At 53.3% G+C, this 13,716-nt stretch carries 14 protein-coding genes; 1 reads left to right on the top strand and 13 read right to left on the bottom strand.

Annotated features, from left to right (window positions below; genetic code table 11):
• Positions 1-101: 101 nt before the first annotated feature.
• From glmU to QT230_RS17850, 3 genes are all read right to left on the bottom strand, one after another.
• A complete protein-coding gene (gene glmU, locus QT230_RS17860; RefSeq protein WP_308323513.1) occupies positions 102-1,472 on the bottom strand; it encodes a bifunctional UDP-N-acetylglucosamine diphosphorylase/glucosamine-1-phosphate N-acetyltransferase GlmU in 1,371 nt (456 codons plus the stop codon).
• A 1-nt stretch (position 1,473) separates the two neighbouring features.
• Positions 1,474-2,667, bottom strand: coding sequence for an FAD:protein FMN transferase (locus tag QT230_RS17855; RefSeq protein ID WP_374694481.1), 1,194 nt, complete (start codon positions 2,665-2,667; stop codon positions 1,474-1,476).
• Positions 2,668-2,774: 107 nt separating this feature from the next.
• Positions 2,775-3,575 (bottom strand): undecaprenyl-diphosphate phosphatase, encoded by an 801-nt coding sequence (locus QT230_RS17850; RefSeq protein ID WP_308323512.1) that lies wholly within the window; start codon positions 3,573-3,575, stop codon positions 2,775-2,777.
• 175 nt (positions 3,576-3,750) lie between these two features.
• Between QT230_RS17850 and QT230_RS17845 the strand changes: the two genes are divergently transcribed.
• On the top strand, positions 3,751-4,944 hold the full coding sequence (locus QT230_RS17845; protein WP_308323511.1) for a cation diffusion facilitator family transporter: 1,194 nt from the start codon (positions 3,751-3,753) through the stop codon (positions 4,942-4,944).
• 21 nt (positions 4,945-4,965) lie between these two features.
• Here QT230_RS17845 and mgtE read toward each other — a convergent pair whose 3' ends face one another.
• The 10 genes from mgtE to QT230_RS17795 form a co-directional block, all read right to left on the bottom strand.
• Positions 4,966-6,348: a magnesium transporter gene (gene mgtE, locus QT230_RS17840; protein ID WP_308323510.1), complete on the bottom strand. Its 1,383-nt coding sequence runs from the start codon at positions 6,346-6,348 to the stop codon at positions 4,966-4,968.
• A 134-nt stretch (positions 6,349-6,482) separates the two neighbouring features.
• Positions 6,483-6,911 carry a F0F1 ATP synthase subunit epsilon gene (locus QT230_RS17835; RefSeq protein WP_308323509.1) on the bottom strand — a complete coding sequence of 143 codons (429 nt, stop codon included), beginning with the start codon at positions 6,909-6,911 and terminating at the stop codon, positions 6,483-6,485.
• A 24-nt stretch (positions 6,912-6,935) separates the two neighbouring features.
• Positions 6,936-8,315 (bottom strand): F0F1 ATP synthase subunit beta, encoded by a 1,380-nt coding sequence (gene atpD / locus QT230_RS17830; RefSeq protein WP_308323508.1) that lies wholly within the window; start codon positions 8,313-8,315, stop codon positions 6,936-6,938.
• 75 nt (positions 8,316-8,390) lie between these two features.
• Positions 8,391-9,278, bottom strand: coding sequence for a F0F1 ATP synthase subunit gamma (atpG, locus tag QT230_RS17825; protein ID WP_308323507.1), 888 nt, complete (start codon positions 9,276-9,278; stop codon positions 8,391-8,393).
• Between the two features lie 65 nt (positions 9,279-9,343).
• Complete coding sequence (gene atpA, locus QT230_RS17820) at positions 9,344-10,888, bottom strand: F0F1 ATP synthase subunit alpha (RefSeq protein WP_308323506.1); 1,545 nt, start codon at positions 10,886-10,888, stop codon at positions 9,344-9,346.
• A gap of 16 nt (positions 10,889-10,904) precedes the next feature.
• Positions 10,905-11,441 (bottom strand): F0F1 ATP synthase subunit delta, encoded by a 537-nt coding sequence (locus tag QT230_RS17815; protein ID WP_308323505.1) that lies wholly within the window; start codon positions 11,439-11,441, stop codon positions 10,905-10,907.
• An 11-nt stretch (positions 11,442-11,452) separates the two neighbouring features.
• Positions 11,453-11,923, bottom strand: a complete 471-nt coding sequence (locus QT230_RS17810; protein WP_308323504.1) for a F0F1 ATP synthase subunit B — start codon at positions 11,921-11,923, stop codon at positions 11,453-11,455.
• A 76-nt stretch (positions 11,924-11,999) separates the two neighbouring features.
• Entirely contained in the window at positions 12,000-12,227 is a 228-nt protein-coding gene (gene atpE / locus QT230_RS17805; protein ID WP_022521051.1) for a F0F1 ATP synthase subunit C, read from the bottom strand.
• Between the two features lie 76 nt (positions 12,228-12,303).
• The gene (gene atpB / locus QT230_RS17800; protein WP_308323503.1) at positions 12,304-13,131 is read right to left on the bottom strand and encodes a F0F1 ATP synthase subunit A; all 828 of its coding nucleotides are present in this window, start codon (positions 13,129-13,131) and stop codon (positions 12,304-12,306) included.
• A gap of 32 nt (positions 13,132-13,163) precedes the next feature.
• Positions 13,164-13,556, bottom strand: coding sequence for an ATP synthase subunit I (locus tag QT230_RS17795; RefSeq protein ID WP_308323502.1), 393 nt, complete (start codon positions 13,554-13,556; stop codon positions 13,164-13,166).
• Positions 13,557-13,716: the final 160 nt, after the last annotated feature.

Here is a 13,716-nt window from a genome sequence, read left to right as displayed (position 1 = left end):
ACTAACTAGTGTTTCTTACTACGCCTGATCAACCAAGCATTGGCAAAACGGTAAATCGGCACCAACAAAATATGAATACACCTTTTCAATAATTCTTAGCATTACACTTTTGAGCGTTTGCTGGGCCGCAGCCAATCAATTTTTTCTAGCTGGCGACCACGTGTCACCGCCAGGGCGTAGTCAGTGACATCTTTAGCAATCGTAGAACCGGCACCTACGGTGGCACCTTTACCTACCGTAACGGGAGCTACCAGAGCGGTGTTAGAGCCGATGAAGGCATTATCACCAATTTCAGTCAGGTGCTTATTGGCACCATCGTAATTACAGGTAATCGTGCCAGCACCCACGTTCACATCTCGCCCTAAGCGTGCATCGCCAACGTAGCTTAGGTGATTAATTTTGCTACCTTCGCCCACATCGGCGTTTTTGGTTTCGACAAAATTACCCACCTTGGCTTTTATCGCCAACCGCGTACCCGGACGTAGTCGCGCAAACGGGCCAATCTGGTTAAGACCTGCTGCCACCGTGCCGTCTATTACGCTATGGGTATCTACCACGCTTTCTGCCCCAATGGTGCTATTTTTAATGACGCAATAAGGGCCGATACGCACGCCTTCGCCTAGCTCAACATCACCTTCAAACACACAGCCGACATCGATAAATACATCGTGACCACAGCTTAAGCGCCCGCGTACATCGAGCCGTGCAGGGTCGGCAAGAGCGACGCCCTGCTCCATCAGTTTATCGGCTAGCTGCTGTTGATAAGCGCGCTCAAGGCGAGCCATTTGCGCTCGATTGTTCACACCTTCTACCTCAACGGCGGTAGATGGCTGGGCGGTACATACCTTAATTCCCTCCTCCGCCGCCATGGCAATGACGTCGGTCAGATAGTACTCGCCCTGAGCATTTTCAGCGGAAAGCTGCGGTAGCCAGCGCTTAAGCTGGGCGCTGGTCATGGCCATAATGCCGGTATTGCACTCGGTAATGGCAAGCTGAGCGCTGTTGGCATCTTTTTGCTCAACAATCGCTACTGCATCACCAGCGTCGTTGCGCACAATCCGGCCATAGCCCGTGGGGTTATCAAGGGTTACCGTCAGCAGCCCCATATGTTGCTCATCCACATGGGATAACAGCTCGCGCAACGATTCGCGCTGTAACAGCGGTACATCGCCGTAAAGGATCGCGACCTTGCCGTTCCCCAGATGCTCAAGCGCTTGGGCCACCGCGTGCCCGGTGCCTTTCTGCTCGGTCTGAATGGCAAAGTTCACTCCACTTTCAGCCAGCGCTTCACGCAGCTGTTCTGCGCCATGGCCAATAACCACATGGGTGCGGTCTGGGCGCAAGCCTGAAGCGGTCTCCAGCACGTGCTGTACCATCGGCTTGCCCGCCAAGGTGTGCAATACTTTGGGGGTTTGCGAACGCATGCGGGTTCCTTTACCCGCTGCGAGAATGACGATATCCAGTTCTTGCATATTATTCACCTGTTACGGGTTGTTCGCCGGGCATGCTCGTTTGCAGAGACGAGGCTGGTAATGGAGAGCCTGGTAATGGAGAGCCTGGTAATGGAGAGCCTGGTAATGGAGAGCCTGGTAATGGAGAACCTGTTAATTGAGAACCTGGCAGTTGATCAATGCCCAACTCCTCAACCAGCGCTTCACCAAAATAATTTACAAATTCAGGGCTCGCTACGCTGCGCCAATGGTCGCCTTCGCGTACCAGCAGGAGCGCCTTGAGATTATTCTCAATGGCCATCTGCATAGCATCTTGCTCGCCGACGACCAGCAACGCCGTCGCCCAGGCATCCGCCCAAGCGTTGGAAGGGTGGAAAACAGACGTTGACGCTACTTGATGGGTTACTGGACGCCCGGTACGCGGGTCAATGGTATGCGAGAAACGCTTACCGTCGACTTCAAAATAGTGTCGGTAATCGCCCGACGTGGCCACCGACATACTCTCCAGCGGAATAATATGCTGTGCCCGCTGCTGGCCATCTTCAGGCACTTCAATGCCAATGCGCCAGGGCGTCTGCTCTTCTTCATCACGCAGGCCGCGGGCGATCAGGTCGCCACCCAAATTGACCAAATAGTGCTCAATGCCTTGCTGATCTAAATAAGCCGCCACCCGGTCGGTGGCATGGCCTTTTGCCACGCCGGAAAGATCGACAAACACATCGCGGGTACGCCGTGCCTGCATATTTTGCGTATCGACCTCCACTGCATCAAAGCCTACCTGGGCAAGCTGCTCGGCCAGGACATCATCAGCGGGCACCTCTTCAGGCCGTGCACCAGGGCCAAAGCTCCATAGATTAACCAGATCCCCCACCGTGATATCAAAGGCACCGTGACTGGCTTCAGCCACCGACTGACTAATCGCCAACACCTCAATAAGTTCGTTAGAGAGCGGTTGCCACTCCTCTAACGGAGCCTCGTTAAACGCGATAAGCTCAGAATCATCCCGGTAAGTCGACATCGCTTGATCAACATCTTCCAGCTCTGCTTTGAAACCCGCCTCCAGGTCAAGGGACTCGCCTTGTGTAAGCGGATCCATAATGGTCACCTGATAGAAGGTACCAAAAATATCTCCTTCAAAGCGTACCGGTGGTTCCAACGGGCGATCGCTCTCTGAGCAGCCTGTCATCCCCATCACAGCCCCCACCAGCGAGCCCATCACGACTAGAGCACGCCCCCACCTTGCCGTGCGCCCATGACGCAATTTACCGATCATTTTTTTCATCGTTGCCTTGCCTAAAAATGAAGCCCTTAAAAGCGGAGCTCTTAAAAATGAAAGAACCACAGCAGCCAGGCGCCAAACAGCACGCGATAAATCACAAAGGGCTGCATGCCTAATTTTTTTATAATCACCAGGAAGTAGTGAATACATAAATACGCACTTACCCCTGACAGTAGCGTACCCAATAGCATCGCGGCCCAGTCGACCGACTGCGGCGCATTAAAAAGGCCTATGGCTTCCAAACCACCGGCCAGCACAATCACCGGAATCGATAACAAGAAAGAGAAGCGCGAAGCCCCTTCTCGGCTCATCCCGACCATGAGCGCCGCCGTAATGGTAATCCCCGAGCGCGACGTGCCGGGAATCAGCGCCAATGCTTGAGCACCACCAATAATCAGCACATCCTTTAATCGCAACTGGTATTCGCTGCGCGTTCCCCGTTTGCGCCAGTCGGCGTAGCCTAACAATAGACCGAAACCAATTAAGCTAACGCCGATAATCAATGTAGAACGCATATAGCCAGAAATAACGTCGTGCAGCAGCAAGCCAACAACCCCCACGGGGATGGTCGCCAGCGTTACCCAAAAGGCAAGCCGCGCGTCTTCATTCACCCCTTTACCGCTGATTGCAGCCAAGCTGCTTACCACCATCTGCCAAATTTCCTGGCGGAAATAGATAATCACCGCGGAGAGGCTGCCTAAGTGTAGTGCCACGTCAAAAGCTAAGCCTTGATCTTGCCAATCTGTCAGAACGGGAACCAAAATCAGGTGAGCAGAGCTTGAAACGGGCAAAAATTCTGAAACTCCCTGAACAACCGCTAACACCACCACCTGGAGCCAATCCATAAAAAACCCTGTGCATAGAAACAATTTGATAGTTTGCAATGGCGCTAAAGGATACACATCCGCTAATTCATTGTCCGCCATTGCTTTGACGAAGAACAGTCAAGACTGTAGAGGAGCATAAGGAGTGCGCTACAATAGGTCGTCTATTAAAAGCGTGCGCCCTTGCAAGGTACCCATGACTCAGACCATCGAAACGCCAGTGGTTCACGACCAAGCGCGACTTAGCCAGGAAGCCAAGCGTGTCACCTACATAGGTGCGTGGTTGGACGCCCTGCTGAGCATCGTTAAAGTCACCATTGGTTTTATGGTTGGCTCCGCCGCACTGATAGCCGATGGCATTCACTCCCTGTCTGATTTAGTCACCGACGGTTTTGTTCTGGCGGCCATTCACTATGGGCGCCAGGAACCCGATAAAGACCACCATTATGGGCATGGGCGCATAGAAACTCTGACCACGCTGCTACTGGGTAGCGTGCTGATTTTCGTGGCTGGCGCGATTGCCTGGTCGAGCCTGGATCGCCTGTTTAGTGGTGCCGACGTTAACGCCCCTGGCGCACTGGCAATCGTGATTACCGTGATTGCGTTGTTTAGCAAAGAGTGGATTTTTCGCTACACCATGCGCGTCGCCAAGCGGGTAAGGTCTAAATTACTCGAAGCCAACGCCTGGCACTCGCGCAGCGATGCACTATCTACCGCCGTGGTGCTGGTGGCATTGGTGGGCGCCCAGTTTGGTTTGGGTTGGCTGGACGCCGTGGCCGCCATCATCGTCGGCTTATTGGTCGGCAAGGTTGGTTTGGACTTGTTGTGGGAGTCCGCCCGGGAACTAGTGGATACCGCGCTGCCGGAAGATGTACAGGATCAAATGCATGACGTTGCATGCAGCGTACCCGGCGTAGATAGCGTCCACGACCTGCGCACGCGCCAATCGGCCGGCTGGGTGATGGTCGATCTTCACGTGGTGGTTGGGCCTAAAATTACCGTCTCGGAAGCCCATGAAATTGGTAACGAAGTCAGCCGCCGGCTGCGTCACGAATTTCCTGCGCTCACCGATGTGATCTTCCACGTTGACCCCGAAGACGACGCCGGTGCAGGCGACCCCAGCCGCCTTCCCGGCCTGCCGCTGCGCCCAGAAGTAGAAGCCGCCCTGGATGCACGCTGGTATAAGCACCCTGTTTGGCGCACCTTGAAGGAGCTTCAGCTGCACTATTTAGATGACAAAGTATCCGTCTCGCTGATCATCGATGACGCGGTTAACCAGCCACCCCAGTGTCTCGCTAGCCAGCTAAAAGCGCTCGCTAGCGATATCGAGTGGCTTGGCCATGTCGAGGTGCTGTTCATCACCCGCGCCGCCAGCAGCTCAATGCGCTAGGTTTTATACAAAAAAGCGGTCTTACATACCCGATAAAAATGCGGTGGCAATACTGAAATAAATCACTACCCCAGAGGCATCGATCAGCGTGGTCACCAGCGGCGCCGACGCTGTAGCAGGATCGACTTTGAAACGCTCGAGCACAAACGGCAGGCACATCCCCAGCAGGCTACCAAACAGCACGATGGTGACCATACTCAAGGCAACCACCATCGCTAGCGCCTCACCTCCGCGCATGATGCCAATCGGCGTGACTGCAATGGCCATGGTAATACCCAACGCCCCCGCCACCAGCAGCTCGCGGCCCAGTAATTTGCCCCAATCTTTGACGCCTACATCGCCCGTTGCCATGCCACGCACCATCAACGTAGCGGCCTGGGCGCCAGCATTACCACCACTACCGATCAATAGCGGTAGAAAGAATACCAGGGCCACTTGCGCCGCAATCGTCTCTTCGAAATAGGCAATCCCGGCGCCCGAAAACAGGTTGGCAAATACCAGCAGTACCAGCCAAAACACCCGTTTACGATAGAGACTCCAAAGCTTCACCCGGCTCACACCATCTTCCAACTGGCCGATCGACATCCCCTTGTGGAAATCCTCGGTGGCCTCGGATTCAGCTACGTCCATGGCATCATCGTGGGTCACGATCCCTACCATACGGTCTTCGACATCGATCACCGGCAGGGCTAATAGATCGTACTTGGCGACAATGCGCGCGACATCTTCCTGAGCTTTATCCACGCGAGCGCTGATAACATCTTTGATCATAATGTCATCGACAAGGGCGCCGGGGCGCGCCACCATCAGTTGGCGCAGTGACATGGTGCCGATCAGTTGACCGTCACTATCGAGGATATACAGCTGGTAGACCGTTTCCGCGTCCGGCGCGGTTTGACGGACCCGCATCATCGCTTGCGACACCGTCATGCCACTGGCTATGGAGACATAGTCAGAGGTCATGATGGCGCCTGCGGTACCCTCTTCGTAACTGGCAAGCCGCTTTAGGTCTTCGCGCTCTTGGTGGGCCATACGCCGTAGCAGCGCTTCGCGGCGATCTTCATTGAGGAGATTGAATAGGTCGGCGCGTTCGTCCGAGCCCATCTCTTCCAGCAGCTTGAGCACCTGGCTGTCATCCAGTTGCCCGACTACCTCAAGCTGGCTCTCGCCGGGTAAATAGCCCAGCACGTTAGCGGCACGCTCAGCAGACAAAATATCTAACAGAGAGAGCGCAGCAGGCAGCTCTTCATCGTCTTCAATCATCTCCTCAAGCACTTCACCGATATCCGCTGAGCGAGTTTCGGCCAAACGCAAAGAGAGTACCGATTTACTCGGCGCTTCCTTGGCCAACTCCTCAAGTAGTTCGGCTTTTAATTCCTGCAGGCTTTCTTCATTCAGTGCCATGGCGCTCCCCTTCACGAAACAACGTCGTGCTGCTAACCATCATATTGACGTAAGGTACTGACAAACAAAAAACGCCCCTTAAACCTTTGCTGACAGGTTTAAGGGGCGTTAGACACACGCCAAACGCGTGAGTGTTAGCCTTTACCCGCCTTTTTACGCAGCTGCTGGATCGTTCGCAACTGAGCAACGGCTTCGGCGAGTTCAGCGGCAGCCCGAGTATAATCAAGCTCCGTTGACTTCTCATTAAAGGCTTTCAGCGCCTGCTGACGCGCTTCTTCGGCAGCAGCTTCATTGAGGTCGCTGGCGCGCGAGGCAGCATCGGCCAGAATCGTCACCACATCCGGCTGGACTTCCATGAAGCCACCCGAGACATAGAAATTCTCTTCCTTGCCACCATCTTGAATCACGCGAACCGGACCCGGCTTAAGCTCGGTCAGCAGCGGGGCGTGACCCGGCAAAATGCCCAGATCACCCATAATCCCGGAAGCAATCACCTGCTCAACGGTACCTGAGAAGATCGATGCTTCAGCGCTGACGATATTGCAAGTAAAGCTATTCGCCATAGCGAATTCCCCTAATGGACGGGATTACTTCTTCATCTGATTGGCTTTCTCGACGGCTTCGTCGATGGAGCCGACCATATAGAAGGCCTGTTCCGGCAGTTCGTCGTATTCGCCAGCAAGAATGCCCTGGAAGCCACTGATCGTGTCTTTCAGTGAGACATACTTACCGGGTGAACCGGTAAATACTTCGGCCACGAAGAACGGCTGCGACAAGAAGCGCTGGATTTTACGCGCGCGAGATACGGCCAGCTTATCTTCATCAGACAGCTCATCCATACCCAGAATGGCGATAATATCCTTAAGCTCTTTGTAGCGCTGAAGCACGTTCTGCACACCGCGCGCAGTGGCGTAGTGCTCTTCACCGACGACCAGCGGATCTAGCTGACGCGACGTAGAATCCAGCGGATCAATCGCAGGATAAATACCCAATTCCGCGATAGAACGCGCCAGTACCACGGTGGCGTCCAGGTGCGAGAAGGTAGTTGCCGGCGACGGGTCGGTCAAGTCATCCGCAGGCACGTAAACGGCCTGTACAGAGGTGATTGAACCGGTTTTCGTCGAGGTAATACGCTCCTGCAGAACGCCCATCTCTTCGGCCAGGGTCGGCTGATAACCTACTGCTGACGGCATACGTCCCAACAGTGCAGATACTTCAGTACCGGCCAAGGTGTAACGGTAGATGTTATCGACGAACAGCAGAACGTCGCGGCCTTCATCACGGAATTTCTCAGCGATGGTCAAGCCAGTCAACGCAACGCGCAAACGGTTACCCGGAGGCTCGTTCATCTGACCATATACCAGCGATACCTTATCGATAACGTTGGATTCGGTCATTTCGTGATAGAAGTCGTTACCCTCACGCGTACGCTCACCTACACCGGCGAATACTGAGTAGCCGCTGTGCTCGGTGGCGATGTTGCGGATAAGCTCCATCATATTAACGGTTTTACCCACACCGGCGCCGCCAAACAGACCAACTTTACCACCCTTAGCAAACGGGCAGACCAGGTCGATAACCTTAATACCAGTTTCCAGCAGCTCGTTAGACGCCGCTTGGTCAGCATAGCCAGGCGCTTTACGGTGGATCGGCATACGCTCTTGCTCGCCAATCGGTCCCGCTTCGTCAATCGGCTCACCGAGTACGTTCATAATACGGCCCAGCGTTTCCTTACCTACCGGTACGGAAATCGCGGCACCTGTGCTGGTCGTGTCCATGCCACGCTTCAAGCCCTCAGTGGAGCCCATGGCAATGGTGCGCACCACGCCGTCGCCCAGCTGCTGCTGGACTTCGAGGATCGTCTCTACATCAGAGACCTTTAGCGCGTCGTAGACCTTGGGCACAGAGTCCCGCGGAAACTCTACGTCAATCACCGCGCCGATGATTTGTACGATACGTCCGCTCATCTTGGTTCCTCTCTAAAACCTGCAAATGAAACCTGTCTGCCGGGAGCCTCTTTAAATAGATAGGCTCCCTAGGCGTTATACGGCAGCAGCGCCGCCGACGATCTCAGAAATTTCCTGGGTGATGGCGGCCTGACGGGCCTTGTTGTACACCATCTCCAGATCGTCGATCAGGCCGCCCGCGTTGTCAGTGGCACTTTTCATAGCGATCATTCGGGCAGCTTGCTCACAAGCGCCGTTTTCCACTACCGCCTGATACACCTGCGATTCGATGAAACGAACCAGCAGGCTATCAAGCAACGCCTTGGCATCCGGTTCATACAGGTAGTCCCAACTTCCGGGACGGGCGTTTTCGTCGTCTTGCTCAGCGTCTGCGCCCATATCTGGCGACAGTGGAAGAAGCTGACGAACGACTGGCTTTTGCGTCATGGTGTTCACAAACTCGTTGTACACCACGTAAAGCCGGTCAAGACGTCCTTCATCGTACGCTTCAAGCATGACCTTGATACTGCCGATCAACCCCTCAACCGTGGGGGCTTCGCCTAAACCACTTTTCGCCGCGACCAAATTGCCGCCGTAGTTACGGAAAAACGTGCTGGCCTTGGCGCCAAGGGCGCAAAAATCCTGCTCAGCGCCCTGCTTTTTCCAAATCACGGCTTCTTTGAGTAACGCTTTGAAAAGATTGTGGTTCAAGCCACCGCACAGACCACGATCCGTGGAAACCACAATGTAACCAACGCGCTTCACCTCGCTACGCTCGACCATATAGTCGTGCTTGTATTCGGGGTTCGCGTCAGCCATGTGGCCGACCACATTACGGATCTGCCGAGCGTAAGGCTGACCAGCTCTCATCAGATCTTGCGCTTTACGCATTTTCGATGCAGCCACCATTTCCATGGCGCTGGTAATCTTCTGCGTATTTTTAATGCTCCCGATCTGGGTGCGTATCTCTTTTGCAGCTGCCATAGCGATCTACCCTTCGTTCGTGGCTCTCAGAAAGCATGCAAACCCACCCGCAGGCGGGCCAGACATTACCAGCTCTGAGTCGCCTTGAACTTCTCGAGACCCGACTTCAAGCCGTCTTGAATCTCACCGTTGTAGTCGCCGGTCTGATTGATTTTGTCGAGCAAATCAACGTGTTCAGACTTCATGTAGTCGTGCAGGGCACGCTCAAAGTCCAACACTTTGTTGACTTCAACATCATCCAGGAAGCCTTCGTTGGCGGCATACAGTGAAAGCGCCATTTCAGCTACCGACATCGGCGAGTACTGATTCTGCTTCATCAACTCGGTGACACGCTGACCGTGCTCAAGCTGCTTACGCGTGGCTTCATCAAGGTCAGAGGCGAACTGCGAGAACGCCGCCAGCTCACGGTACTGAGCCAGGGCCAGACGTACGCTACCGCCAAGCTTTTTGATAATTTTGGTCTGCGCCGAACCACCCACACGAGAAACTGACAGACCGGCGTTAATCGCCGGACGAATACCGGAGTTAAACAGGTTAGTTTCCAGGAAGATCTGACCATCGGTGATCGAAATCACGTTGGTCGGTACGAACGCAGAAACGTCGCCACCTTGGGTTTCGATGATTGGCAGTGCGGTTAAGGAACCGGTTTTGCCTTTCACTTCGCCGTTGGTGAATTTCTCAACGTAGTCGACGTTAACCCTTGCCGCACGCTCAAGTAGACGTGAGTGGAGATAGAACACATCACCGGGATAAGCTTCGCGGCCTGGCGGACGACGCAGCAGCAGCGATACCTGACGGTACGCAACGGCCTGCTTAGAGAGATCGTCATACACAATCAGCGCGTTCTCGCCGCGGTCACGGAAGTATTCGCCCATGGTGCAGCCAGAGTAAGGTGCTAAGAACTGCATCGGCGCCGGGTCAGCAGCACCGGCCGCAACCACAATAGTGTGCTCCATAGCGCCGTGCTCTTCGAGCTTGCGCACCACGTTGGCAATGGTCGACTGCTTCTGACCAATGGCAACGTAGACACAGGTCACGCCTTTGCCTTTTTGGTTGATGATCGCATCAATGGCAATGGCGGACTTACCAATCTGACGGTCACCGATGATCAGCTCACGCTGGCCGCGGCCGATCGGTACCATAGAGTCGATAGACTTCAAACCGGTTTGGATCGGCTCATCAACCGATTGACGGGTAATAACGCCCGGCGCTACTTTCTCGACGGCGTCGGTCATTTTAGCGTTAATATCGCCTTTACCATCGATGGGGTTACCCAGCGCATCGACCACACGACCAATCAGCTCAGGGCCTACCGGCACTTCGAGAATACGACCGGTACACTTGGCGGTCATGCCCTCTTCTAGCTGTAGGTAGTCACCCAGCACAACGGCACCTACGGAGTCGCGCTCCAGGTTAAGTACCATGCCAAAAATGCTGTTGGGAAATTCAATCATTTCACCGAACATCGCGTCTTCGAGGCCGTGAATTTTCACGATACCGTCGGAAACAGTGACGATGGTGCCCTGATTATGGGCTTCGGATGCGACGTCAAGCTTTTCAATTCGCTGCTTGATGATGTCGCTGATCTCGGAAGGATTCAGTTGCTGCATGCCATGTCCCTCAGACTCAAGCGGTTAGTGCTTCGGAAAGGCGGTTCAATCGACCACGTACGGACCCGTCAATAACGGTATCCCCAGCACGTAGGATCACACCACCAATAAGCGACTTATCCACTTGAGTAGTAATGGAGATTTCGCGATTCAGACGTTTCTTAAGCGCACTTGCTAGCTTGGTCTTCTGCGCGGCCGTTAGCTTATAAGCAGAGGTGACGCTCACTTCAACACGCTTTTCGTGCTCGGCACGTAGGTGCTCGAACTGATCAGCGATTGGTTTTAGCGCCATCAAGCGACCCTGATCTGCTAAAACAGCCAAAAACCGTTGTAAAGCATCATCCTGTTGTTCTGGAATCAGCTCAACGAGCAGCGACACTTTCTGATCGCTGTTCAATTTTGGACTGTTTAATCGGTGACGCACGACATCATCTGCTACCGCAAAGCTTAAAAAACTCAGTGCTTGTGACCAGCTATCAAGCGTCTCATGATCACGCGCGTATTCAAACGCTGCCTTAGCGTAAGGACGAGCGACGGTCAGTAATTCCGCCATAATTCACCTCCCTACAGTTCAGCAGCAAGCTCATCAAGTAACTTGCGATGGGCTTGTTCGTCGACCGACGCTTCAAGAACACGCTCGGCACCTAAAACGGCGAGATAAGAAACCTGGGCACGAAGCTCATCTTTTGCGCGATTAACTTCTTGCTCGATCTCGGAACGTGCGCTCGCGACTAGGCGTTCGCCTTCGGCGCGGGCTTGCTCGCGGGCTTCTTCAACTATCTGGGCAGAGCGCTTATTGGCCTGCTCAAGTATTTGCGAAGCTTGCTCCTTGCTTTCACGCAGCATCTGTTCTGCCCGCTCTTGAGCAAGCTCAAGATCACGGTTAGCACGGCTGGCTGCATCCAAGCCATCAGCAATTTTTTTCTGACGCTCATGAAGAGCGTTGCTGATCGGAGGCCACACATACTTTGTGCAAAACCAGACAAAGATCGCGAAGGCGATCGTTTGCCCGATTAGCGTCATGTTGATATTCACAGGAATGTACCTCTGACAAGTTCGTGGCGACCGGAGTGAAACAAAGCCGAGCGTTTAGCACCCGGCTGAGCTGTCATTAACCGGCAACAACGAAGATCAGGTACATTGCGATACCAACACCAATCATCGGAACGGCATCCAACAGACCTGCCATTAGGAAGGTTTTAGTTTGCAGTTGGTCGCCCAATTCTGGCTGACGTGCTGTAGATTCCAACAGCTTACCACCTAAAATGGCGAAGCCAATGCCGGTACCTAGCGCGCCGAGACCGATCATGATGGAAGCGGCAATGTAGATAAGTTCCATGGTAAAGCTCCTAGTTTTTCAAGTTAAAGGTCGAGGGTTGAGGTTAAGGGTTAATGTGTTTCAAGCATTGCTCGGATTAGTGATGTTCGTGGGCAGCGCTCAGATACACCACGGATAGCACGGTAAAAATGAAAGCCTGTAGTACGACTATCAAAATATGGAAAATGGCCCACGGCACATCCAGCACCCAAATGGCCCAGAACGGCAGCATGGCGATCAAAATAAAGATGACCTCCCCGGCAAACATGTTACCGAACAAACGCATCGCCAAACTAAACGGTTTAACTAACAAAGCGACGATTTCCAACAACAGGTTGAAGGGAATCAACGCCCAATGATTAAACGGTGTGAGTGACAGCTCTTTGGCAAAACCACCGACACCCTTTACTTTGAAGCTGTAATAGAGGATTAGCCCAAATACGCCCAACGCCAGACCCAGCGTGGCGTTTACATCGGTGGTGGGTACAATTTTCATGTAATCCACGCCCAGCTTACTGAACAGCACAGGGAAATAGTCGACCGGGATAATCTTTAGCGTATTCATAAAGAGAATCCATACAAACAGCGTCAAGGCCAGGGGAGCAATAATCGGATTATGCCCTTTGAATGTTCCCTTGATCATGTCCTCAACAAATTCAACCACCATTTCTACGGCATTTTGAAATCCACTGGGCACACCCGTAGTGGCCATTTTTCCCGCTTTGCGGAATATCCAGATAAACAAAAGCCCCATGGCGATTGACCAACCCATGGTATCTAAATGAATGGCCCAAAAGCCCATTTCACTTGCTTCTTCTGCTGTATGTGCCAACGACCAACCGTTTTGGGGATGGTTACCAAAGGTCAAATTCTGCAAGTGGTGCTGGATATAGTAAGTCGTTGAGACTTCGTTTCCTGCGGCCATAGATGTTTCACCTCAATCAGTTGTGCAATTTTCTAGACATTAGCCTTTTTTGGAATTAACCAAGGTGTCAACCAATGCGTTAGAACAACCGCAACATAAGCATAAAAAAAGAAAGTAGGGTTTGAGGGAGGCACTATCACAAAAACTGCCACAAACAGTGCCACCGTCAAACCAAACTTGCCTGCTTCTGCGCGAAACAAGCGCATCGCCGCCTGTGAAGGCCTAGTCGAGCGCAAGACGCCCATTCGCTGGATAAAAAAAACCTGCGGCAAAAAAGCCACTAATGCCCCCAGCAATACCGATAACAGCCCTGCCGCTTGACCGAATAAGTAACCTGCGATCATGCCCACCAGCGTTACGATCAATTGGGCGATGATCAGTCGAACGATATAGGCTCTTCGCCGCTGGGTTTCGTATCGCTGCATAGCTTTCTAAATAACCCTTTGGATAAACACCCAGCTCGCTGAACAAAATTGCCATACATCGTCAGGCGTATTCCTAGACAATCACATTCATCTTGCACAAATCTTGCGCGATTATAGGGAAGCGCTATCACACCTTCAACCGAAGTCGCACCGATTTTGC

Source organism: Halomonas sp. SpR8, from assembly GCF_031010195.1.
In the GTDB taxonomy this organism is placed as follows: Bacteria; Pseudomonadota; Gammaproteobacteria; order Pseudomonadales; family Halomonadaceae; genus Vreelandella.
Note: the sequence above shows the minus strand (reverse complement) of the source record. Positions and strands in the feature narration are given on the sequence as shown.

What these genes read in the sequence shown, in the direction of transcription:
- QT230_RS17845 (WP_308323511.1), top strand. Translation starts at nt 3,751, where the DNA reads ATGACTCAGACCATCGAAACGCCAGTGGTTCACGACCAAGCGCGACTT.
- atpB (WP_308323503.1), bottom strand. Translation starts at nt 13,131, where the DNA reads ATGGCCGCAGGAAACGAAGTCTCAACGACTTACTATATCCAGCACCAC.
- atpA (WP_308323506.1), bottom strand. Translation starts at nt 10,888, where the DNA reads ATGCAGCAACTGAATCCTTCCGAGATCAGCGACATCATCAAGCAGCGA.
- QT230_RS17815 (WP_308323505.1), bottom strand. Translation starts at nt 11,441, where the DNA reads ATGGCGGAATTACTGACCGTCGCTCGTCCTTACGCTAAGGCAGCGTTT.
- atpG (WP_308323507.1), bottom strand. Translation starts at nt 9,278, where the DNA reads ATGGCAGCTGCAAAAGAGATACGCACCCAGATCGGGAGCATTAAAAAT.
- QT230_RS17835 (WP_308323509.1), bottom strand. Translation starts at nt 6,911, where the DNA reads ATGGCGAATAGCTTTACTTGCAATATCGTCAGCGCTGAAGCATCGATC.
- QT230_RS17795 (WP_308323502.1), bottom strand. Translation starts at nt 13,556, where the DNA reads ATGCAGCGATACGAAACCCAGCGGCGAAGAGCCTATATCGTTCGACTG.
- QT230_RS17855 (WP_374694481.1), bottom strand. Translation starts at nt 2,667, where the DNA reads ATGGGCTCGCTGGTGGGGGCTGTGATGGGGATGACAGGCTGCTCAGAG.
- glmU (WP_308323513.1), bottom strand. Translation starts at nt 1,472, where the DNA reads ATGCAAGAACTGGATATCGTCATTCTCGCAGCGGGTAAAGGAACCCGC.
- atpD (WP_308323508.1), bottom strand. Translation starts at nt 8,315, where the DNA reads ATGAGCGGACGTATCGTACAAATCATCGGCGCGGTGATTGACGTAGAG.
- mgtE (WP_308323510.1), bottom strand. Translation starts at nt 6,348, where the DNA reads ATGGCACTGAATGAAGAAAGCCTGCAGGAATTAAAAGCCGAACTACTT.
- QT230_RS17850 (WP_308323512.1), bottom strand. Translation starts at nt 3,575, where the DNA reads ATGGATTGGCTCCAGGTGGTGGTGTTAGCGGTTGTTCAGGGAGTTTCA.
- atpE (WP_022521051.1), bottom strand. Translation starts at nt 12,227, where the DNA reads ATGGAACTTATCTACATTGCCGCTTCCATCATGATCGGTCTCGGCGCG.